The sequence below is a fragment of the Mesorhizobium sp. M0208 genome (assembly GCF_040322015.1).
Lineage (GTDB): Bacteria > Pseudomonadota > Alphaproteobacteria > Rhizobiales > Rhizobiaceae > Mesorhizobium.
On record NZ_JAMYSP010000003.1, the window covers coordinates 43,965 to 63,769 of the forward strand.

20 protein-coding genes and 1 tRNA gene are annotated in these 19,805 nt (G+C 63.1%); 16 read left to right on the top strand and 5 right to left on the bottom strand.

Going from position 1 to position 19,805, the window contains the following annotated elements; translation table 11 throughout:
* Window positions 1-5: 5 nt before the first annotated feature.
* The 3 genes from NKJ17_RS03950 to NKJ17_RS03960 all read left to right on the top strand — a co-directional run bounded on the left by NKJ17_RS03950 (window position 6) and on the right by NKJ17_RS03960 (window position 3,038).
* Complete coding sequence (locus tag NKJ17_RS03950; protein ID WP_352504888.1) at window positions 6-890, top strand: F0F1 ATP synthase subunit gamma; 885 nt, start codon at window positions 6-8, stop codon at window positions 888-890.
* 67 nt (window positions 891-957) lie between these two features.
* Complete coding sequence (atpD, locus tag NKJ17_RS03955; RefSeq protein ID WP_352504889.1) at window positions 958-2,511, top strand: F0F1 ATP synthase subunit beta; 1,554 nt, start codon at window positions 958-960, stop codon at window positions 2,509-2,511.
* Between the two features lie 119 nt (window positions 2,512-2,630).
* Entirely contained in the window at window positions 2,631-3,038 is a 408-nt protein-coding gene (locus tag NKJ17_RS03960; RefSeq protein ID WP_352504890.1) for a F0F1 ATP synthase subunit epsilon, read from the top strand.
* Window positions 3,039-3,067: 29 nt separating this feature from the next.
* Here the strand turns inward: NKJ17_RS03960 and uxuA are convergent, their stop codons facing one another.
* Window positions 3,068-4,246 (bottom strand): mannonate dehydratase, encoded by a 1,179-nt coding sequence (gene uxuA, locus NKJ17_RS03965; protein ID WP_352504891.1) that lies wholly within the window; start codon window positions 4,244-4,246, stop codon window positions 3,068-3,070.
* Complete coding sequence (locus NKJ17_RS03970) at window positions 4,243-5,721, bottom strand: mannitol dehydrogenase family protein (protein ID WP_352504892.1); 1,479 nt, start codon at window positions 5,719-5,721, stop codon at window positions 4,243-4,245. Before NKJ17_RS03970 ends, uxuA begins: the two co-directional genes overlap by 4 nt.
* Before the next feature lie 173 nt (window positions 5,722-5,894).
* On the opposite strand from NKJ17_RS03970, the gene uxaC reads away from it, so the two are divergent.
* The 9 genes from uxaC (at window position 5,895) to recQ (ending at window position 15,240) form a co-directional block, all read left to right on the top strand.
* Window positions 5,895-7,304, top strand: coding sequence for a glucuronate isomerase (gene uxaC, locus NKJ17_RS03975; RefSeq protein WP_352504893.1), 1,410 nt, complete (start codon window positions 5,895-5,897; stop codon window positions 7,302-7,304).
* Window positions 7,305-7,344: 40 nt separating this feature from the next.
* Complete coding sequence (locus NKJ17_RS03980) at window positions 7,345-8,322, top strand: TRAP transporter substrate-binding protein (RefSeq protein ID WP_352479586.1); 978 nt, start codon at window positions 7,345-7,347, stop codon at window positions 8,320-8,322.
* 103 nt (window positions 8,323-8,425) lie between these two features.
* Window positions 8,426-8,953, top strand: a complete 528-nt coding sequence (locus tag NKJ17_RS03985; protein ID WP_352505148.1) for a TRAP transporter small permease — start codon at window positions 8,426-8,428, stop codon at window positions 8,951-8,953.
* A gap of 4 nt (window positions 8,954-8,957) precedes the next feature.
* Complete coding sequence (locus tag NKJ17_RS03990; RefSeq protein WP_254820461.1) at window positions 8,958-10,238, top strand: TRAP transporter large permease; 1,281 nt, start codon at window positions 8,958-8,960, stop codon at window positions 10,236-10,238.
* Window positions 10,239-10,248: 10 nt separating this feature from the next.
* Window positions 10,249-11,025 (top strand): FadR/GntR family transcriptional regulator, encoded by a 777-nt coding sequence (locus tag NKJ17_RS03995; RefSeq protein ID WP_254820462.1) that lies wholly within the window; start codon window positions 10,249-10,251, stop codon window positions 11,023-11,025.
* 28 nt (window positions 11,026-11,053) lie between these two features.
* The gene (gene kduI, locus NKJ17_RS04000) at window positions 11,054-11,911 is read left to right on the top strand and encodes a 5-dehydro-4-deoxy-D-glucuronate isomerase (protein WP_352687089.1); all 858 of its coding nucleotides are present in this window, start codon (window positions 11,054-11,056) and stop codon (window positions 11,909-11,911) included.
* The gene (gene kduD / locus NKJ17_RS04005) at window positions 11,908-12,675 is read left to right on the top strand and encodes a 2-dehydro-3-deoxy-D-gluconate 5-dehydrogenase KduD (RefSeq protein WP_352504895.1); all 768 of its coding nucleotides are present in this window, start codon (window positions 11,908-11,910) and stop codon (window positions 12,673-12,675) included. The genes kduI and kduD overlap by 4 nt, the downstream gene beginning before the upstream one ends.
* A 24-nt stretch (window positions 12,676-12,699) precedes the next feature.
* Window positions 12,700-13,038, top strand: coding sequence for a cupin domain-containing protein (locus NKJ17_RS04010; protein WP_254820465.1), 339 nt, complete (start codon window positions 12,700-12,702; stop codon window positions 13,036-13,038).
* A 363-nt stretch (window positions 13,039-13,401) separates the two neighbouring features.
* Entirely contained in the window at window positions 13,402-15,240 is a 1,839-nt protein-coding gene (recQ, locus tag NKJ17_RS04015) for a DNA helicase RecQ (protein WP_352504896.1), read from the top strand.
* Between the two features lie 21 nt (window positions 15,241-15,261).
* Here the strand turns inward: recQ and NKJ17_RS04020 are convergent, their stop codons facing one another.
* The gene (locus NKJ17_RS04020) at window positions 15,262-15,600 is read right to left on the bottom strand and encodes a hypothetical protein (RefSeq protein WP_352504897.1); all 339 of its coding nucleotides are present in this window, start codon (window positions 15,598-15,600) and stop codon (window positions 15,262-15,264) included.
* Between the two features lie 89 nt (window positions 15,601-15,689).
* Window positions 15,690-16,607, bottom strand: a complete 918-nt coding sequence (locus tag NKJ17_RS04025) for an alpha/beta fold hydrolase (RefSeq protein WP_352504898.1) — start codon at window positions 16,605-16,607, stop codon at window positions 15,690-15,692.
* Here NKJ17_RS04025 and NKJ17_RS04030 point away from each other — a divergent pair.
* The 3 genes from NKJ17_RS04030 to NKJ17_RS04040 all read left to right on the top strand — a co-directional run bounded on the left by NKJ17_RS04030 (window position 16,512) and on the right by NKJ17_RS04040 (window position 18,584).
* Window positions 16,512-17,021, top strand: a complete 510-nt coding sequence (locus NKJ17_RS04030; protein WP_352687414.1) for a hypothetical protein — start codon at window positions 16,512-16,514, stop codon at window positions 17,019-17,021. The genes NKJ17_RS04025 and NKJ17_RS04030 overlap by 96 nt on opposite strands.
* A gap of 310 nt (window positions 17,022-17,331) precedes the next feature.
* Window positions 17,332-17,931, top strand: coding sequence for a TetR/AcrR family transcriptional regulator (locus NKJ17_RS04035; RefSeq protein ID WP_352505149.1), 600 nt, complete (start codon window positions 17,332-17,334; stop codon window positions 17,929-17,931).
* A 77-nt stretch (window positions 17,932-18,008) separates the two neighbouring features.
* Complete coding sequence (locus NKJ17_RS04040; RefSeq protein WP_352687095.1) at window positions 18,009-18,584, top strand: DUF308 domain-containing protein; 576 nt, start codon at window positions 18,009-18,011, stop codon at window positions 18,582-18,584.
* 76 nt (window positions 18,585-18,660) lie between these two features.
* Here the strand turns inward: NKJ17_RS04040 and NKJ17_RS04045 are convergent.
* Window positions 18,661-18,750: transfer RNA gene (locus tag NKJ17_RS04045), tRNA-Ser, on the bottom strand.
* Between the two features lie 337 nt (window positions 18,751-19,087).
* Between NKJ17_RS04045 and NKJ17_RS04050 the strand changes: the two genes are divergently transcribed.
* The gene (locus NKJ17_RS04050; protein ID WP_352471261.1) at window positions 19,088-19,795 is read left to right on the top strand and encodes a 50S ribosomal protein L21; all 708 of its coding nucleotides are present in this window, start codon (window positions 19,088-19,090) and stop codon (window positions 19,793-19,795) included.
* Window positions 19,796-19,805: the final 10 nt, after the last annotated feature.

Below are 19,805 nucleotides of genomic sequence, written 5' to 3' on the forward strand. Positions count from 1 at the left end.
AAAGCATGCCTTCGTTAAAAGACCTTCGTAACCGTATCGCCTCGGTCAAGGCGACGCAGAAGATCACCAAGGCGATGCAGATGGTCGCCGCGGCGAAGCTGCGTCGCGCGCAGGAAGCGGCGGAAGCGGCGCGTCCCTATTCGGAGCGCATGGGCGCGGTGCTGGCCAATATCACCCAGGCGATCGGCGGCGGCGGCGATGCCCCGGCGCTGATGACCGGCACCGGCAAGGACGACGTGCATCTGCTTGTCGTCTGCACGGCCGAACGCGGTCTGTGCGGCGGCTTCAATTCGCAGATCGCCCGCTTTGCCCGCGACCACATCCGCAAGCTTCTGGCAGACGGCAAGCAGGTCAAGATCATCTGCGTCGGCAAGAAGGGGTTCGACATATTGCGCCGCGACTACGGGGCGCTGATCATCGAGCGTGTCGACCTGCGCGAGGTCAAGACGCTGGGCTTTGTCAATGCCGATGCCATCGCCAAGAAGGTGATCCACCTGTTCAACGAAGGCGGCTTCGACATCTGCACGCTGTTCTATTCGCAGTTCAAGTCGGTGATCAGCCAGATCCCGACGGCGCAGCAAATTGTCCCGGCGGGCGCGCCTGCGGCTGGCGCGGAAGTGAGGGACGGCGGCAGCGCTGTCTACGAATACGAGCCGGAGCCGGGCGAGATCCTCTCCGATCTCATCCCGCGCAACATTTCCGTGCAGGTTTTTCGCGCGCTGCTCGAGAATGCTGCCGGCGAGATGGGCGCCAAGATGAGCGCCATGGACAATGCGACGCGCAACGCCGGCGACATGATCAACAAATTGTCGATCACCTACAACCGCCAGCGGCAGGCGCAGATCACCAAGGAATTGATCGAAATCATTTCGGGCGCCGAGGCGCTCTAGGCACGCTCACAAGGAGGTCATCGACCTCAAGCGTGTGAGAAACAAAGAGACGAAAAGGGTAAGGACGATGGCGAAAGCAGCGACCCCGAAGACGGCAGCCCCGAAGGCCGCGGCACCAGCAGCAGCAAAGGCCGCTCCGGCCAAGAAAGCGGCAGCAACCAAGGTCGCCGCTGTGAATGCGCCGGCCGCCACCATCAAGAAAACCGGCCTGGCAGGCAAGGTTCGCCAGGTCATCGGCGCCGTTGTCGACGTCCAGTTCGGCGAACATCTGCCGGCGATCCTGAACGCGCTTGAGACGATCAACGTCGGCAATCGCCTGGTGCTAGAGGTGGCCCAGCATCTGGGCGAAAACACCGTGCGCTGCATCGCCATGGACTCGACCGAAGGTCTGGTCCGCGGCCAGGACGTCTATGATACCGGTGCACCGATCACCGTGCCGGTCGGCCCGGGCATGCTCGGCCGCATCATCAACGTCATCGGCGAGCCGGTCGACGAGGCAGGCCCGGTCGACGGCATCGAGATGCGCTCGATCCATCAGCCGGCGCCGACCTATGTCGAGCAGTCGACGGAAGCGCAGATCCTGGTCACCGGCATCAAGGTGCTCGACCTGCTGGCCCCCTATGCCCGCGGCGGCAAGATCGGCCTGTTCGGCGGCGCCGGCGTCGGCAAGACGGTGCTGATCCAGGAACTGATCAACAACGTCGCCAAGGCGCATGGCGGCTTCTCGGTGTTCGCCGGCGTCGGCGAGCGCACCCGCGAAGGCAACGACCTCTATCACGAGTTCATCGAGTCCGGCGTCAACAAGAAGGGCGGCGGCGAAGGCTCCAAGGCCGCGCTCGTCTATGGCCAGATGAACGAGCCGCCGGGCGCCCGCGCCCGCGTCGGCCTGACCGGGCTGACGGTTGCCGAATATTTCCGCGATCAGGGCCAGGACGTGCTGTTCTTCGTAGACAACATCTTCCGTTTCACGCAGGCGGGCTCGGAAGTGTCGGCGCTGCTCGGCCGCATTCCTTCGGCCGTGGGCTACCAGCCGACGCTGGCTACCGACATGGGTGCGCTACAGGAGCGTATCACCACGACGACCAAGGGTTCGATCACCTCGGTGCAGGCGATCTATGTGCCGGCCGACGACCTGACCGACCCTGCACCGGCGACCTCGTTCGCCCACCTCGACGCGACGACCGTGCTCAACCGCGCGATTTCGGAAAAGGGCATCTATCCGGCGGTCGATCCGCTCGATTCGACCTCGCGCATGCTCGACCCGATGGTTGTCGGCGAAGAGCATTATCAGGTCGCCCGCCAGGTGCAGTCGATCCTTCAGCGCTACAAGTCGCTGCAGGACATCATCGCCATCCTGGGCATGGACGAGCTGTCGGAAGAGGATAAGCAGACCGTGGCCCGCGCTCGCAAGATCGAGCGCTTCCTGTCGCAGCCCTTCTTCGTCGCCGAAGTGTTCACCGGCGCACCGGGCAAGCTGGTCGACCTCGCCGACACCATCAAGGGCTTCAAGGGCCTTTGCAACGGCGATTACGACCATCTGCCGGAGGCCGCCTTCTACATGGTCGGCGGCATCGAGGAAGCGGTCGAGAAGGCACAGCGCCTGGCCGCTGAAGCGGCCTGATGGTGAATGGTCAATAGTGAATTGTGAATGGGGAGTAGCGGATAGGAAATCGGGGGCTGAGTGAAGGTCATTCTTTCTGACCATTCACCATTCACCATTCACCAGTCGCTAAATTGATCATGCCTGAAGCTTTCAAATTCGAACTGGTCTCGCCGGAGCGCCTCTTGGTTTCCGAGCAGGTCGAATCCGTCGTCATTCCGGGCGCCGAAGGCGAGATGACTGTCATGGCGCATCACGCACCCGTCATGACCACGATCAAGCCCGGCGTCGTCACGCTGAAGACCGTTTCCGGCAAGGAAGAGCGCTATGTGGTGTTCGGCGGCTTTGCCGACATCGTTCCGGCCGGCTGCACGCTGCTCGCCGAATCGGCTGTGGCCGTGGGCGACATCGACCGCGCCGACCTTGCCCGCCGCATCCAGGAGGCCAGGGAAGACGCCGCCGACGCCAAGGACGACCAGACCCGCAGCAAGGCCGAGCAGTTCCTCAACCAGCTTACGACGCTTGAAGGCGCGCTGTTGCCGGCTTAACAGGCCCACAAGGGGAGAAGGGGGGCTGGTCACACCGTCAGCGCCTCCACTGCGCGCATGACGCCGCGCAGTTCGGCGAGGCCCTTCAGGCGGCCGATGCAGGAATAGCCGGGGTTCACCTTCTTGCCGATGTCGTCGACGATGGCGTGGCCATGGTCGGGGCGCATCGGAATCTGCCAGTCCGCCCTGCCTGCCGCCTTGCGCCGGCGCTCTTCGCCAATCAGCGCCGACACGACCGCCACCATGTCGGTGTCGCCGTCGAGGTGCTCGGCTTCGTGGAAGGAGCCGTCTGGCTCCTTGGTGACGTTGCGCAGATGGGCGAAATGGATGTTTTCGGCGAAGGCCTTGGCCATCGTCGGCAGATCGTTCTGCGCGCCCGCCCCGTAGGAGCCGGTGCACAGCGTCAACCCGTTGGCCGGCGAAGCGACGGCGTCGAGCAGCGCGCGGGCATCATTGGCGTTGGAAACGATGCGCGGCAGGCCGAACAGCGAAAAAGGTGGATCGTCGGGATGGATCGCCATCCTGACGCCGGCCTCTTCGGCCACCGGCACGATCTCGCGCAGGAAGGCAAACAGGTTTTCGCGCAGACCTTCGGTTGAGACGTCCTTGTAGAGGTCGAGGGCACGGCGGAAGCTTGCCCGATCGAAGATGAATTCGCGCGCCGGAACCCAGCCGATCAGGTTGCGCTCCAGCCTTGCCTTGTCGCTGTCGCTCATCCCTTGCAGTCGCACACGCGCGGCCTCGACGCGGGCCGGCGGGTGATCGGCCTCCGCCCCTTCTCGCTCAAGGATGAAGACGTCATAGGCGCAGAGCTCGACGACATCGAAGCGCAGCGCCGTGCCGCCATGCGGCATGGGATAATCGAGATCTGTGCGCGTCCAGTCGGTGATCGCCATGAAATTATAGCAGACGGTATTGATCCCGGCGGCGGCGACGGAGCGGACCGACGCCTTGTAATTGTCGATCAGGGTGCGCCAGTTGCCGCTGCGGGTCTTGATGTCCTCATGGACGACAATGCTTTCTACCACATCCCAGGTCAGGCCCGCTGCCTCGATGTCGGCCTTGCGCCTGGCGATCTCGTCCGCCGGCCAGGCGCGGCCGTCATTGAGGTGATGCAGCGCGCTGACGATGCCGACGGCGCCGGCTTGACGGACATGGGCAAGCGTCACCGGATAGTCTGGCCCGAACCAGCGCCAGGTTTGTCTCATGGCTTCTCACTCCCTATGCCAAGCGCCACGAAGGCAGCGGCAGGTCCGCCTCGCCGCAGGCGCTCGAGATGGGCTGCCGTCAGATCGATCAGTGTCATGCGGTGGGAATGGTCTTTGGCGAAGCCGGCGAGATCGAACATCGCTGTCACCGTTTCGATAGCTGGCCGGCTGCCGAGCACAGTAAGCCGAGTGTCGATCGGGTCGGTAAAATGGGCTTCCGGCAAAGTTTTGCCGCGCGCCTCGCAAGCGGCGATCCAGGCCGCCACCACCAGCATGAGATGCGCGGGCGGGTCACCGGCACCCAGCCGATCGACGGCCGAGGCGACGATGCGCTGCGGCAGTTTCTGGCTGCCGTCATTGGCGATCTGCGCCGTGCGATGGGCGAGGGCGGTGTTCGAATAGCGTTCGGCGAGCTGGGCCGTGTAGCCGGCCGTATCGAGCCCGGCGTCCTGCGGCAGCGTCGGGATGGCTTCGGCCCATAGTCCGTCGACGAATTGCCGGATCGCCGGATCGGCAAAGGCGCGGTCGACCGTGTCGTAGCCGCTGAGCAGGCCGAGATAGGCGATTGCCGAATGCGAACCGTTGAGCAGCCGCAGCTTCATGTCCTCGAAGGGCCCGACGTCGCCGACCATGGTGACGCCGAACTTTTCCCAGACCGGCCTGCCTGCCGGGAAATCATCCTCGACCACCCATTGGCAGAACGGCTCGGTCATCACCGGCCAGGCATCCTCGACGCCGAGCTCGACGGCGATACGCGCCCGGTCCGCATCGGTGGTCGCCGGCACGATGCGGTCGACCATGCTCGACGGGAAGGCGACGCCGTCGGCGATGTGCCCGGCAAGGCCGGGATCGCGCAGTGCCGCGAATTCGACCAGCAGGCGGTGCAGCGTGGCGCCATTGGCCGGAAGGTTGTCGCAGCAGAGCACGGTGAAGGGCTTGATGCCGGCGAAACGGCGGCGCGACAGCGCTTCGGTGAGAAAACCATGCGCCGTCCGTGGCATTTGCGGGTTAGCCAAATCATGGACGATGTCCGGATGGGTGCTGTCCAGACCGCCGCCGGCTGCTCTCAGATAAGCCTTTTCGGTGATCGTGAGCGTAACGATGCGGGTGCGCTGATCCGTCAGAGCGGCGAGCACCGCAGCCGGATCTTCCGGCGCCACCAGCATCGACAGGATCGAACCGACGACGCGCAGCTCTTCGCCGATGCTGCTCCTGATCGCCAGCGTGTAGAGGCCATCCTGCGGCGCTAGTGCGTCGCGTGTGTCTGGACTGCGCAAGGACACGCCGACAATGCCCCAGTCCGCCTCTCCCGCCGCCAGGCAGTGGTCGACATAGGCCGCCTGATGGGCGCGATGGAACGCACCGACGCCGAGATGGACGATGCCCGGTGCGACGCCGCCGCGGGCGTAGCGCGGAACCGCGACCGAAGCCGGCAGTGCCTTCAGCGTGCTGTTGGAAAGGCGTCTATTGGTCATTGCGCCACGTGTCTGATCGAGATTGTTGGGTCCTGCTGGCAGGCGGCGTAACACCCGATGCCGTCACGCACAATGGGCAATGGCCGACGAAAAGTCATCATACAACAACCCAGTTTTTGTATGTTGACATTATTTCTTTCCAACCCTACCGATGTCCGAGTTGGGAGGATTACGTGGCCGCATTGACGGATCCGGATTTGCTGTTTGCCGCCGAGGCGCGCCCGCTTTCGCTGGCCCGCGATCTCTACGCCGCGGTCAAGGATCTGCCGATCGTCAGCCCGCACGGCCACACCGATCCGCGCTGGTATGCGCTCAACGAGGCGTTTCCCGATCCGGCGCAATTGCTGATCGTGCCGGACCACTACATTTTCCGCATGCTGTTCAGCCAGGGCGTTCGGCTTGAGGAGCTTGGGGTGCCGACGCTTGACGGCTCGCCAGTGGAGACCGACGGCAGAACGATCTGGCGGCGCTTCGCCGAGCATTATTACCTGTTTCGGGGTACGCCGACCCGGCTGTGGTTCGACCATGTGCTCGCCCATCTGTTCGGCATCGGCGAGCCGCTGAATGCCAGGACAGCCGACCGCCACTACGACACGATCGCGACGCTGCTGCAGCGTGAAGACTATCGCCCTCGGGCGCTGTTCGAGCGCTTCAACATCGAGGTCATCGCGACGACCGAAGGTGCGCTCGACGATCTCAGATGGCACCAGATGATCCGCGAGAGCGGCTGGCAGGGCCGCGTCGTCACCGCCTACCGGCCCGATGCGGTCGTCGATCCCGATTTCGAAGGCTTCTCAGCCAATCTCGACCGGCTTGGCGAGATCACCGGCCGCGACACCGGTACTTGGACCGGCTATCTCGATGCGCATCGCCAGCGGCGCGCCTTCTTCAAGAGTTTCGGTGCGACGTCCTCCGATCACGGCCATCCGACGGCCGACACCGCCAATCTTTCGGATGCCGCCGCCGCGGAGCTGTTCAACCGTATCCGCCGGGGCTCGGACGACGAGCGCGAGCGAAAACTGTTTCGCGCCCAGATGCTGACCGAGATGGCCAAGATGAGCCGCGACGACGGGCTGGTCCTGCAGATACATCCCGGCTCCTGGCGCAATCATTCGCCTTCTATCTTTCAGAAGTTCGGCAGGGACAAAGGCTTCGACATCCCGACCCGAACCGATTATGTGACGGCGCTGAAGCCGCTGCTCGACTGCGTCGGGCTGGAGCGCGACCTCACCGTCATCCTCTTCACCCTCGACGAGACCAGCTATGCGCGCGAGCTGGCGCCGCTCGCCGGCGTCTACCCGGCATTGAAGCTCGGGCCGGCTTGGTGGTTCCACGACAGCCCCGAAGGCATACGCAGGTTCCGTGAGATGACCACCGAAACCGCCGGTTTCTACAACACCGTCGGTTTCAACGACGACACCCGCGCCTTCCCATCCATACCGGCTCGCCATGATGTGGCGCGCCGGGTCGATTGCGCTTTTCTGGCGCGTCTCGTCACCGAGCATCGGCTCGGCGAAGACGAGGCGCACGAGCTGGCGCAGGAACTTGCCTATACGCTCGCGAAAAAGGCGTACCGGCTCTAACGGCGCTTGCCGCCATCGTTTCAAAAACGGGAGGAAACCAATGCTGCATTTTTCTAGACTGGCGGGAGCTACGCTAGTTGCCGCCGCACTGCTGGCCGGATCGGCAAGCGCCCAGACGGTCCTGCGCTCGTCCGACACCCACCCGGATGGCTATCCGACGGTCGAGGCGGTCAAATATTTCGGCGAGCTGGTGAAGGAGCGCACGGCCGGCCGCTATGTGGTCGAGATCTATCCTTCCGCGCAACTTGGCGAGGAAAAGGACACGATCGAGCAGGTGCGCACCGGCGTGATCGATCTCAATCGTGTTTCGATGGCGCCGTTCAACGGGCTCATCCCCGAGACCACCGTGCCCTCGCTGCCCTACATCTTCCGTTCGGAAGAGCATATGCACAAGGTCATGGACGGGGCGATCGGCGACCAGATCGCGGCGGCGTTCGACCAGGTCGGGCTGGTGTTGCTCGCCTTTTACGACGGCGGTGCGCGCTCCTTCTACAATTCGAAGAAGCCGATCAACACTGTAGCCGATATGGCCGGCATGAAGTTCCGCGTCATCCAGTCCGACATCTTCGTCGACATGGTGGCGGCACTCGGCGCCAACGCGACACCGATGCCTTATGGCGAAGTGTATTCGGCGATCGAGACCGGGGTCATCGACGGCGCGGAGAATAATTTTCCGAGCTACGACACTGCCAAGCACGCGGAAGTCGCCAAGTATTATTCGCTCGACGAGCACACGATGGTGCCGGAAGCCTTCGTCATGGCGAAGTCGAGCTGGGACAAGCTGACGCCGGAAGACCAGGCGATATTCAAGGCGGCCGCCAAAGAAAGCGTCGCCAAGCAGCGCGAGCTGTGGACCGCCAAGGTCAAGGAATCGCGCGCCAAGGTCGAGGCGGCAGGTTCGCAGATCACGACGCCGGACAAGCAGCCCTTCATCGACGCGATGGGGCCGGTCTACGAGAAGCACGTCAAGGACGACAAGCTGAAGGCCATGGTCGAAGCCATCAAGGCCGTGCAGTGATCAAGCGGCGGCGCGGACATTCCGCGCCGCCATCCTCTTGCGGAGAAAACCGGTGACTTCCAGCCCAAAACCAAGACCGCTTCTGTCCGGCGTCGCGCAAGTGATGTCGCGCGTCAGCACGGCGGCGCTGTCGATCGCCGGCATCGGGCTGGTGCTGATGACCGCCTTCGTCGCATGGCAGGTGTTCGGCCGCTATGTTCTGAACCGCTCGCCCAGCTGGACCGAGCCGGGCTCGGTGATGCTGATGAGCTGGTTCATTTTCCTCGGCGCTGCCGTCGGTGTGCGCGAGAACTACCATCTTGGCTTCGACGTCCTGCTCTACGTGCTGCCGAAAGGCGGCAAGCGTTGGCTGCGGATGATTTCGGACCTCGTCGCGCTCGCCTTCGGCATCGGCATGATCTGGTATGGCAGCCAGCTGGTCGCATTGACCTGGGGCTCTACCTTGCCGTCACTCGGCATATCGGGGGGCTGGGATTACGTCCCGCTTGTCGCGGGAGGAGCGCTCATCGTGCTCTTCACGCTGGAGCGCATCGTGCTTCGCCTCTCCGGCGCACCGATCGACGATACCCTCGATGAACTGCCGCCGGCCGAAGTCGCGGCCGAACTCGACACCGCGAACGTGAAGGTCTGACGCCATGGAACTGTGGATTCTGTTCGGCGTCTTCACCCTGCTGATGCTTATCGGCACGCCGATCGCTTTCTGCCTCGGCGTCGCAAGCCTTGCCACCGTCCTCTATATGGGTCTGCCCCCGCTCATCGTATTCCAGCGACTGAATTCCGGCATGAGCGTCTTTTCGCTGCTGGCCATTCCGTTTTTCATCTACGCCGGCGACTTGATGGTGCGCGGCGGCATCGCCAGCAAGATCGTTGCCTTCGCCGGCTCGCTCGTCGGTCATTTGCGCGGCGGCCTCGGGCAGGTCAACATCGCCACCGCTACACTGTTCGGCGGCATTTCGGGCTCCGCGGTGGCGGAGGCAGCGGCGGTAGGCGGCCTGATGATCCCGCAGATGAAGGCGCGCGGCTATGGAGCGGACTACGCCGTCAACGTTACATCGATGGCGGCGCTGATCGCGCTGCTGCTGCCGCCGTCGCACAACATGATCATCTATTCGATCTCGGCAGGCGGAAAGATCTCCATCGCCGATCTGTTCACGGCCGGCATCATCCCGGGCCTGCTGTTGGCCCTGTCACTGATGATCACCGCCTATTTCGTGGCGCGCTCCCGCGGCTACCCGACCGAGCCGTTTCCGGGCTTCACCGCCGTTGCGCATCTCTTCGCCGTCGCGGTGCCCGGCCTGCTGCTGATCGCGATCATCTTCGGCGGCGTACGATCGGGCGTGTTCACGGCTACCGAGAGTTCCTGTATCGCCGTCATCTATGCGTTGTTCGTAACCGTCTTCGTTTACCGGCAGATGACCTGGGAAGGTTTCGTTCATGCCACCTACGGCGCCGTGCGCACCACGGCCATGGTGCTGCTCATCATCGGCATGGCGGCGGCGTTCTCCTGGTTGATGGCCTTCCTGAAAGTGCCGGCAGCGCTGATCGCCTCCATGAACGCGATCTCGGACGATCCGCTGGTCGTGCTTCTCCTGCTCAACCTCCTGATGCTGTTCCTCGGCACCTTCATGGACATGGGGCCGACCATCATCATTTGCACGCCGATCTTCCTGCCCGTGGCGCAGGCCTACGGCGTCGATCCGGTGCATTTCGGCGTCATCATGATCCTCAATTTCGGCATCGGGCTGAACACGCCGCCGGTGGGCGCGGTGCAGTTCGTCGCGTGCGCAGTGGGCAAGATATCCGTCTGGGAATCGATGCGCTCGATCTGGCCGTTCTATGGCGCAGGCCTCGTGGTGCTGGGGCTCGTCACTTACATTCCGGCCATTTCGCTGTGGCTGCCGAGCGTCTTCAAATAGGAGGTGCGACATGGCCTCAGACACCGCAGCCGGCCTCCGCGTCGAACGAAGACCGAAACTTTCGGAAACCGTCGTTGCGGCGATCCGCAAGCAACTGCAGGCGGGCGAGATCCAGCCAGGGCAGAAGCTGCCGACCGAGGGCCAGTTGACCGAGACCTTCGGGGTCAGCCGCACGGTGATACGTGAAGCGCTGGCCAAACTTGCCGCGGACGGCCTGGTCGAGCCGCGCCAAGGCGCCGGGGTCTTCGTCACCGAGCATATCTCGACAGCATTCGGTGCTCTTGCGGCGGAGATGGGCAGCAAGGATTCGATCGCCCTCAACGTGCTCGAAGTCAGGTTGGCGATCGAGATCGAATCCGCCGGGCTCGCTGCCATCCGCCGCAACGCCGCGCAGGAAGCGGCGATCCAGGAAGCCTTCTTCGAATTCGAACGGCTGCTCCTCAACAGCGAGCCGACGGGACCGGCCGACCTTGCTTTCCACCGCGCAATCGCCAGCGCCACCAACAATCCGTTCTATGTCGAGATGCTCGACGTGCTCGGCCGGCGCGCCATTCCTTGCGACGTCACCTCGCCATGGTCGACCGAGATCGCCCAGTCGGACGCCTACCAGCGCGGCCTGCAACGTGAGCATCTGGTGATCCTCAAGGCCATCTCGGCAGGCGATGCGGAGGCGGCCCGGGAGGCGATGCGCGCGCATCTCGGTGCCAGCCAGCAGCGCTATCGCGAGCGCCTGCACGCGCGCCAGGTTTTTTATGCCGACTCGGTCAAGGCCGCGGGAACTGAATAAGCAATTGAGGCAGCCCCATGGGACAGCAATGAATCACACTGACAATCATACGGATTTCACCTCCCGCTTCGCCATCGATCCCGTTTCTGCCGCTGCCATGGGAACGGACGAGCTGCGACACAATTTCCTGATCGAGGACTTGTTCCGGCCCGGCCGCATCGGCCTGACCTACACCCACTACGACCGCATGATCGTCGGCGGCGCCATGCCCGCCGGTACGCCGCTGCCGCTGCAGGCGATCAAGCCGACCGGGACCAAGAATTTTCTCGACCGCCGTGAGATGATCATTGTCAACATCGCCGGTGCCGGCATCGTGAAGGCCGGCGGTCAATCCTACGAGCTGCAGGCGCGCGACATGCTCTATCTCGGCATGGGCACGGATGAGGTATCGTTCGCTGCGACCAATCCGGCAGCGCCGGCTAAATTCTACCTGCTCAGCGCGCCGGCGCATCAGGGCCATCCCAACCGGCTGATCCGGTTCGGCGATGCCAAGCGGCTCGATCTCGGCAGCCAGGCAACCTCCAACGAGCGCTCGATCTTCCAGTTCATCCATGCCGATGGGGTAAAGACCTGTCAGCTTGTCGTCGGCATGACGCAGCTTGCCTCCGGTTCGGTCTGGAACACCATGCCATGCCATGTGCATGATCGGCGCATGGAAGCCTATCTCTATTTCGATCTGCCGGAGGCGGCGCGGGTGTTTCATTTCATGGGCGAGCCGGACGAAACGCGCCATCTCGTCATGCGAAACGAGGAGGCGGTGCTGTCGCCGGGATGGTCGATCCATTCGGGCGCCGGCACCTCGAACTACGCATTCATCTGGGCGATGGCCGGCGACAATGTCGACTATACCGACGTTGACCTGGTAATGATGGAGGAGCTCAGGTGAGCGACCTCTCTGCGTTCAGCCTTGCCGGCAAGCGCATCCTCGTTACCGGCGCCAATACCGGCATCGGCCAGGGCATCGCCGTGTCGATCGCGCGCGCCGGTGGCGCGGTGGTCGGCGTTGGCCGGTCGGCGATGGACGAGACGGCGGAGAAGATTGCGGCGGCCGGCGGCCGCTTCGAGGCAGTCCGCTGCGACCTTGGCGACGATGCCGCTGCCCAGGCGATGCTCGACCGCGTCTGGGATGATACGGGGCCGCTCGATGGCTTGGTCAACAATGCCGGCATCATCCGGCGTGCCGATGCGGTCGACTTGACCAAAGCCGACTGGGACGACGTCATCGGCGTCAATCTCAAGACGGTGTTCTTCCTCGGCCAGCGCTTTGCCAGGCGCGTCCTTGCCGAGCCGGGGCGGCGTGGCAAGATCGTCAACATCGCCTCGGTACTGAGCTTTCAGGGCGGCATTCGTGTCGCCTCCTACACCGCCTCCAAACACGGCGTGCTCGGCATCACCCGGCTGCTGGCATGCGAATGGGCGGCAAAAGGCATCAATGTCAACGGCATTGCGCCGGGCTATATCGAGACCAACAACACCGAGGCGCTGCGCGCCGATCCCGACCGCAGCGCGTCGATCCTGGCGCGCATTCCGGCCGGGCGCTGGGGCGCGCCGGAAGACATCGGCGACGCAGCCGTCTTCCTGCTGGCGCCGGCGTCGAACTATATGCATGGCGCGGTGATGCCGGTGGACGGCGGCTGGCTGGCGCGATGAACAACCAAAGATGAGAGTTTGGCGATGACCGGAACCAAAATCTTCTCGCATGCCGGTGAGGGCGCATGGACGCCGACGCCGGATGGCAACCGCAGACGCGTGCTCCTGCACACGGACGAGCTGATGATGGTCGAGTTCGGTTTCGACAAGGGTGGCGTCGGCGCGCTGCACTCGCACCCGCACGTCCAGGCGAGCTACGTCGCCGAAGGGCGCTTCGAGGTCACCATCGACGGCAGGACCGAGATCCTGGAAGCCGGAAGCAGCTTCATCGTTCCTTCCAACCTTGTCCATGGCGTCAAGGCGCTGCAGGCGGGACGACTGGTCGACAGCTTTACGCCGCACCGCGCCGATTTCCTCGACTGAGCTGCGGGCCCGAAGATCAGGCAGCCGGTTCTCAGAACGAAAAAACCCGCGCCTCCGGAGAGACGCGGGCGTGTTGCCTGGGCGCTTGTGGCGCCGCGGTACTCAAAACATCACCGCAGAACCTGAACCTGCCGAATGATGGTGAAGATAGGATTAACCGCTCCGAGGCGGTGCGATATTCACAGCCAAAGCGAATAGGGGCTGGAACGACGGTCTGATATCGGCCAATGAGAGAGAAGTTCGCCTCAGACGGTGCCGCGGACAGGACCAGAGGGGTCGATAAATGTTCGAATCTGCTGTCCAGGCAATCACCTGGCGATTCGCCGGCGAATTTCGGCAGGTCGTATCCCCGAAAGTTCCCTAATGCAGATAGCGGCGAGCGTCCCGGTGGAGGATTCCAAGCGGCGCGTCCTGAAGGATGTATTCGGCTTCGATGATTTTCGTCTCGGCCAATCGGCCGTGATGGAGGCGCTTCTGGCCGGGCATCATGTGCTGGCTGTCATGCCGACCGGCGCCGGCAAGTCGCTCTGCTACCAGGTCCCGGCGCTGGTGCTGGGCGGGCTCACCATTGTCGTTTCGCCGCTGGTGGCCCTGATGCAGGATCAGGTCGCCGCATTGCGGCTTGCCGGCGTGGCGGCCGATACGATCAATTCCTCGCTCGACCGCGATGCCAATGTCGCTGCATGGCGCCGTGTCGCGGCAGGCCAGACGCGCCTGCTCTATCTTGCACCGGAGCGGTTGATGACCGTGCGAATGCTCGAGGCGTTGACCAAGCTCGATGTCCGGCTGATCGGCATCGACGAGGCACATTGCATCTCGCAATGGGGACCGGCGTTCCGGCGCGAATACGAAGAATTGTCGAGACTACGTGATATCTTCCCGAAAGTGCCGATCATTGCGCTGACGGCGACGGCGGATGAGACGACGCGCACCGACATTGCCGCGCAACTGTTCGACGGGCGCGTCGATACGGTGGTGCTCGGCTTCGACCGACCGAACATCAAGCTAGGCATTGAGCCCAAGCAGGACAGCAAGCGCCAATTGCTAAACTTCGTGCAGCGCCATGCAGGCCGCAGCGGGATCGTCTATTGCCTGTCGCGCAAAAAGACCGAAGAGATGGCGGCGTTCCTCGAGCGGAACGGCGTACGCGCGCTCGCCTATCATGCCGGAATGAGCAAGGACGCGCGTGAAGCGAATCAAAACGCTTTCATGACCTTGTCCGGTGTGGTGATGGTGGCGACCATCGCCTTTGGCATGGGGATCGACAAGCCGGACGTCGCCTATGTCTTCCACACCGACCTGCCGGGCAGCTTGGAGGCCTATTATCAGGAAATCGGGCGGGCGGGCCGCGACGGGCGGGCGGCCGAGGCACATATGCTCTTCGGTCTCGGCGATATCCGCATGCGCCGGCTTTTCATCGAAGACGAGGACGCGCCGGCTGAGCACAAAAGGCGCGCGCATGGCCGACTCGATACGCTGATCGGTTATTGCGAGACGACGCAGTGCCGCCGTCAGATCCTGCTTGGCTATTTCGGCGAGAGTGCTTCGCCTTGCGGCAATTGCGACAACTGCCTCGACCAGGCGCCGCATGCGGATGGCGAGGCGGAGGCGCGGATCATCCTGGCGGCGATCGCACAGACCGGCGAGCGCTTTGGCGCCGCCCATGTCGTCGATGTTCTGCTCGGCCATGAAACCGAGAAGGTCCTGGACAGGAACCACCACAGGCTTGCCAGCTTCGGCACCGGTGTCGCGCACAAGAAAAATGTGTGGCTGTCGCTGGTCCGCCAGCTCGTCGCGGGAGGGTTTCTGACATTGGACTCAACGGGCCATGGCGGCCTCGCCATTGCCGAGAAGGGCTGTGCGCTGGCTCGGGGCGAGGCCTCGTTCCGGTATCGCGTGGACGCGCGCCAGTCATCGCGAGGCAAGATACGGACCGCACAGGATACCGCAGCAGGCACGGAAGGTCTGGATTCGGTGCTGCTGGCCGCGCTCAAGGCTGTACGGCTGCGTCTTGCCCGGGAACGCCAGGTGCCGGCCTTCGTGATCTTTTCGGATCGTACACTGATCGATATGGCCGAACGCTGCCCGCGCGATCTGGACGCCTTCGCCGCGGTCAACGGCGTCGGCGCCGCCAAGCTCAAGGATTTCGGCGAGATATTCCTCGGCGCGATCGCTGCGCATCAATCTGGTGTGGCGGGCTGAAGACCCACTTCAGTGACGTAATCAGCACCTGCTTCGCCTCGCCGCCGCAATCGCAGCCTCCTGCTGCCGCAAGCGCTCGAGCTTCGCACTCTGGCGGGCAGCCACGGTCGAGGCGACACGCTGCCCTCCCAACAGCCAGCCCGGAATGTTGGTGTGGACGACTTTGCCACGAGCGATGGCTGTCGCCGACATTTCGTCGGCGACAGCGCCCATCGCCACGTTGAGCTCGACGCAACTCATCTTGTCGTATTTCGCAGCATCGAAGGATGCAGGCAAAGGCGATGCGCAACTTCCGACAAACATCAGGCTGCATATCAGAGGCGCGGCCGTGGAGATCGCCTTCATTTTCTTTTCAAGCACGTTGACGCCTGCCGAGCGAATTTCGGAGGGTTCTCGATCTCAGGCCGCGAAGCACTCCCGAGGTTCGGCGTAACTGAAGCATGTGACCTCTACAATACTCTGTGCTGACCGTCCTGTTTATCCTCGAAGAATTCCGAGAGTGCCGCTGCCGTTTTGTCGGGGTGCTCTTCCGGGAAAAAGTGCCCGCCTTGAACAGCGCGTCCTTCCACTCTGTCGGCCCATTTCCTCCAAATGGCCAGCGGCCCGCCCTCTTGCGCATACCAGTTCTCCAGGGCGCCTTCGCCACTCCATAGCGCCACTAGCGGACACTCGATGCGACTACCGTTTACCTGGTCCAGCGCGTCATGTTCACGATCGATCGTCGCAGCGGCGCGATACTCTTCGCAGATGGCGTGAATATGCGCGGGATCGCGAAGCGCATCAACATAGGCGTCCCTGACCTCTTTGGAGACCATTTTCGCCGACGATCCCCACTGCGTTATTGCATCGTCGACGACGGCATCGGGAGCCGCGCCTATCAGACGCTCCGGCAGGGGCTCCGGCTGGGCAAGAAGGCTCCAGGGCCAGAAGCCGAGTGCCAGTCTGGCATCCGCCCGATCCCATGTTGCGGCGGTGGGGATGATGTCGAGGACGGCGATTTTGAGCACTTTGTCGGGATGGTCGAGCGCCAGGCGATAGGCAACCCGCCCGCCACGGTCATGCCCGGCAACCATGAACCGCTCAAACCCCAGTTGCTTCATGGCCTGAACCATGTCGCCGGCCATGGCGCGCTTGGCGTATGGGCTATGATCGGCAGATGAAACCGGGCATCCGCTTTGCCCATAGCCTCGAAGGTCGGCGGCGACCACCGTGAAGCGGGGCGCCAAGGCTGCGGCGATATCCCTCCACATCAGATGCGTTTCTGGAAAACCGTGAAGAAGCAGCAGCGGCGGACCGGTGCCGCCGACCCTTGCGAAAATGGTCGTATCGTCCAGTCGCAAGCTGGTGGCTCTGAAACCTGCAAACACCGTCAGCCTCCTCGGGCGCCCTTAGACAAGCTCTCCAAGGGCGCTAACGGCCGCCTGAGGCGAACCCCGGCCGCGATGGCCTGGGTTCAAGCCGGCCAGTTGCTAGAATCGAAACCAGACCCACACGCGCCTGCGGAAGCACCGCCTGCGCCGATAGCCATTTCGCCAGTAAACGCGACAGACCCTTCTCCAAGCACGCCGGCGGCGCCGACGCGGCCGGTGCCACCGGCGATGATAGACTGGTTGCAACTCGGCTTGAGTTTCGTCGTCGTCGAAGGTTTCGACATCCGGCGCCTCGAGTTCATCGAGAATGCCGCTTCTGGCAGTTGGAACGCCGGCCACTGCGTTGATTGGCCGAACTGTGCTTGCAAGGGCCGCGGCCCCGGCAATGCCAAACATTCCTGTCAAAAATAGTCGCCGATCCATGGAAACCTCCCAGTCTTCAACCAGCGATAGAACAAGGCTAACGATGGGGAGATAGCGCAGTCGGTGCAAACGCCTAGTGCCGCCCGGCGATCGCAATGATCCGGTCGGCCGGAGGGCGTTGCCCTCCTCCCCGAAGTGGGATGGCTACCTCGATCGACAAACACCCGGCGCTTTCTGAATTTATGGCGAGCCGAGATCAACGAAGATCGAATGACGTCTACGCCAAAGCCACCCAATTTCACGCTACTCGCTTTGCAAGGAGGCTTGACGGCCATCCTACCAGAAGGTAGGTATGGGCATGAGCAACTTGTCTACCACCTCTGACGACATCCTGGCTTGTGCGCGTTCTCTGATCGTCGCTGGCGGCTACAACGGTTTCAGTTATGCCGACATCGCTGTTGTGGTCGGGATCCGTAAGGCGAGCATCCATCACCATTTCCCAAGCAAAGTCGATCTGGTTCGGACGCTGGTTGCGCGGTATCGGGAAGAAGCTGAAGCGGGGATGGCAAATGTCGAACTTCACGAATCCGATCCGCTCGAACAGTTGCGGATCTATGCCGGGTATTGGGAAGCCTGCATTGCGGACGCCAGCGCCCCGTTTTGTATCTGCGCGCTGTTGGCAAGCGAGCTCCCCGTTCTGCCCGAGGAAGTCGGCCTTGAGGTCCGGGCGCATTTCCGCTCCCTGTCGGCTTGGCTTACATCCGTGCTGGAGCGCGGCGCGCGGCGCGGCCAATTTCAACTGATGAGTACCCCTCGCGCCGAGGCTGAAGCGTTCATGGCGACCGTCCACGGCGCGATGCTTTCGGCACGGGCCTATGGCGACCCGACGATATTCGGCGTCGTGACAGGCCCGCTCCTGGAGCGGCTCGCTCCGCGTTCCCTCCAGATACGACACTAAGATCTCAACCAACCATAGCCGTAACGGCTCCGCGACGTTCGTCAAGACTCTCTACCTACTAGTCGAAAGGACATCCAATGACGGTTCACAATCGCGATCTTTCCCGTGCCAGCCAGGAACAATGGCTCAAGCTCTATTACTTCGCTCGGACGGCGTTCTCGGCTGCCTGGGTGGCGGCTGCCTTTACGGTGGGACAGAATTCCGGGGAGATCGCGGCGGTGTTACTCGTGGCTTATCCTGCATGGGATGCCCTGGCCAATTTTGTCGACGCATCGCGCAGCGGAGGATTGGGACAGAATCGCACCCAGACCATCAACGTCGTGGTCAGTGTGGCGACAACGTTCGCGGTCGTTGTTGCGCAGAAGATGAGCATGAACTGGGTGCTGGGCGTGTTCGGCCTATGGGCGATCCTGTCCGGCCTGCTTCAACTCGGTACCGCTGTCCGCCGTTGCAAGAGCTCTGGTGCGCAGTGGGCGATGGTCCTGAGCGGAGGGCAGTCAGCACTGGCAGGCACGTTTTTCATCGCACAGGCGCGGATGCCGATGCCGCCATCGATCACCAACGTGGCCGGCTATGCCGCAGTAGGCGCCCTCTACTTCCTGGTTTCGGCGGTGTGGCTGAGCGTGAGCCAATTGCGGCGGAAAGCTGCATAGCGTGCCATCTTGAGCCATTACCGGCGCGATGAGAGATGCTGTTACCTAATGTCTCCGGGTTGGCCACATTGCGAAGTGGCGGAGAGGGAGGGATTCGAACCCCCGATGGGCTTGCACCCATGCCGCATTTCGAGTGCGGTGCATTCGACCACTCTGCCACCTCTCCGCGGTCATGGTCCGCCGTTGCCGGCGCGGCGCACTAGATAACGGCTGGACAGGCAGGTTACAAGGGCCAATCTGCCCCGGCGCCGCAGCTTCTGTCCATGCTTCTTCGAGGCTCCGGTGGCCGTTGCTCGATATTTGCAAGGTCTGGGCTCAACCCATTCGCAGCTTGCCCGCGGCGCTTGCCTTGACTCAAGCCGAACCTTCGGTTAGGGACAGCGCGCAATCGGCGTGGAGGGATCTTCCGCGCCGCTTGTTTTTTGAACCCGCAGACTGACAAAAAGACGGCCGAACCGCCTGTGGCGGTTCATCAAGGCCGACCGAACAGCGAAAGGCAAAAAATGTTCGCAGTCATCAAAACGGGCGGCAAGCAGTATCGCGTTGCCGCCAACGATCTCCTGAAGATCGAAAAACTCGAAGCCAATGTCGGCGACATCGTCGAGATCGGTAGTGTGCTCGCGCATGGCGAGGGCGAAAACGTCACGTTCGGCGCACCGTTCGTGGATGGTGCGATGGTCACCGCCGAAGTCGTCGAGCAGGGCAAGAACCGCACCGTCATCGCCTTCAAGAAGCGCCGCCGGCAGAATTCGCGCCGCAAGATCGGCCATCGCCAGCTTTTGACCACCGTCAGGATTGCTGAAATCCTGCTGGGTGGCGCCAAGCCGGCGAAGAAGGCCGCCGCCAAGACCGAAGCGAAGGCTGAAGTTGCAGCCAAGACCGAGGCGAAGGCTGAAGCCGCGCCGAAGGCAGCAGCGAAGGCAGAGGCTGCGCCGAAGAAGGAAGCCAAGGCCGAGACGACCGAGGACAAGGCTGCCGAAGCCGCCGCACCGTTGTTCAAGGCGCCGAAGGGCGAGCCGGACGACCTGACCGTGATCAAGGGCATCGGCCCGGTCGCCGCCGGCCAGCTCAACGAACAGGGCATCACCACCTTTGCCCAGATCGCCAAGCTGTCCGACAAGGACGTCGCCAAGATCGACGAGCACATGCCGTTCAGCGCCGACCAGATCAAGGACTGGCGTGAGCAGGCCAAGGAATTGGCGAAGAAGTAGAACGAACCGA

Excerpts from the sequence above, each read along its gene's own strand:
- NKJ17_RS03990 (WP_254820461.1), top strand. The coding sequence starts at position 8,958 with ATGGAACTGTGGATTCTGTTCGGCGTCTTCACCCTGCTGATGCTTATC.
- NKJ17_RS03985 (WP_352505148.1), top strand. The coding sequence starts at position 8,426 with ATGTCGCGCGTCAGCACGGCGGCGCTGTCGATCGCCGGCATCGGGCTG.
- atpD (WP_352504889.1), top strand. The coding sequence starts at position 958 with ATGGCGAAAGCAGCGACCCCGAAGACGGCAGCCCCGAAGGCCGCGGCA.
- uxuA (WP_352504891.1), bottom strand. The coding sequence starts at position 4,246 with ATGAGACAAACCTGGCGCTGGTTCGGGCCAGACTATCCGGTGACGCTT.
- NKJ17_RS03970 (WP_352504892.1), bottom strand. The coding sequence starts at position 5,721 with ATGACCAATAGACGCCTTTCCAACAGCACGCTGAAGGCACTGCCGGCT.
- NKJ17_RS04050 (WP_352471261.1), top strand. The coding sequence starts at position 19,088 with ATGTTCGCAGTCATCAAAACGGGCGGCAAGCAGTATCGCGTTGCCGCC.
- NKJ17_RS04010 (WP_254820465.1), top strand. The coding sequence starts at position 12,700 with ATGACCGGAACCAAAATCTTCTCGCATGCCGGTGAGGGCGCATGGACG.
- NKJ17_RS04040 (WP_352687095.1), top strand. The coding sequence starts at position 18,009 with ATGACGGTTCACAATCGCGATCTTTCCCGTGCCAGCCAGGAACAATGG.
- NKJ17_RS03995 (WP_254820462.1), top strand. The coding sequence starts at position 10,249 with ATGGCCTCAGACACCGCAGCCGGCCTCCGCGTCGAACGAAGACCGAAA.
- NKJ17_RS03980 (WP_352479586.1), top strand. The coding sequence starts at position 7,345 with ATGCTGCATTTTTCTAGACTGGCGGGAGCTACGCTAGTTGCCGCCGCA.
- NKJ17_RS04035 (WP_352505149.1), top strand. The coding sequence starts at position 17,332 with ATGAGCAACTTGTCTACCACCTCTGACGACATCCTGGCTTGTGCGCGT.
- recQ (WP_352504896.1), top strand. The coding sequence starts at position 13,402 with ATGCAGATAGCGGCGAGCGTCCCGGTGGAGGATTCCAAGCGGCGCGTC.
- kduI (WP_352687089.1), top strand. The coding sequence starts at position 11,054 with ATGAATCACACTGACAATCATACGGATTTCACCTCCCGCTTCGCCATC.
- NKJ17_RS03960 (WP_352504890.1), top strand. The coding sequence starts at position 2,631 with ATGCCTGAAGCTTTCAAATTCGAACTGGTCTCGCCGGAGCGCCTCTTG.
- NKJ17_RS03950 (WP_352504888.1), top strand. The coding sequence starts at position 6 with ATGCCTTCGTTAAAAGACCTTCGTAACCGTATCGCCTCGGTCAAGGCG.